The sequence below is a fragment of the Clostridium sp. FS41 genome (assembly GCF_000954015.1).
Classification (GTDB): Bacteria; Bacillota; Clostridia; order Lachnospirales; family Lachnospiraceae; genus Enterocloster; species Enterocloster citroniae.
In genome coordinates, this window is the sequence record NZ_JYHN01000087.1 from 1 (window position 1) to 567 (window position 567).

Genomic DNA, 567 nt, shown 5'->3' on the forward strand with positions numbered 1-567 from the left:
TGTTGCTGTGTGGCTTTCCATCATAGCTGAAGCTTTCGCTTGCTGCTGTAATGGTTACTTCCTTTGGTGTTACGCTTAAGGTTCCGTTCTGAGGTGTGATCTTGTACTTAGCCGTCACATCCTCATCACCGTTCATTACCTTGTAGCCTTCCTTCACGGAATTGTTTCCTTCGCGTGTATCTGCTACATTAGTTACAGTTCCGACTGCTTCCGCTACCAGACGATCACCCATTTCCAGAGTTCCTTCTGTTACCGTCACTCCTGCATTGCTGTGCTCGGTTCCGTCATACGGGAAGCTTTCGCTTGCTGCTGTAATGGTAATCTCAACCTGCTCGCCATATTCCATTGTCAGGCTTCCGTCTACGTACTCCACTTTGTAGTTACTGTCCTCACCGCTGGTGAATACATGGCTTACCACCTTGTTTTCCACTGGGCTCTGGCTCGGGTAGGTGATGCTTCCCTCTACCACTGCGCTTACTGCATCCGTTCCTACGGTTCCGGTCACTTCATATCCATTGTTGCTGTGTGGCTTTCCATCATAGCTGAAGCTTTCGCTTGCTGCTGTAA

General features: G+C 49.2%; 1 protein-coding gene. It reads right to left on the reverse strand.

Translation table 11 applies throughout. The features are described from left to right. A partial coding sequence (locus CLFS41_RS30210) for a hypothetical protein (RefSeq protein WP_045094097.1) occupies positions 1-567 on the reverse strand: 567 nt, incomplete at both ends.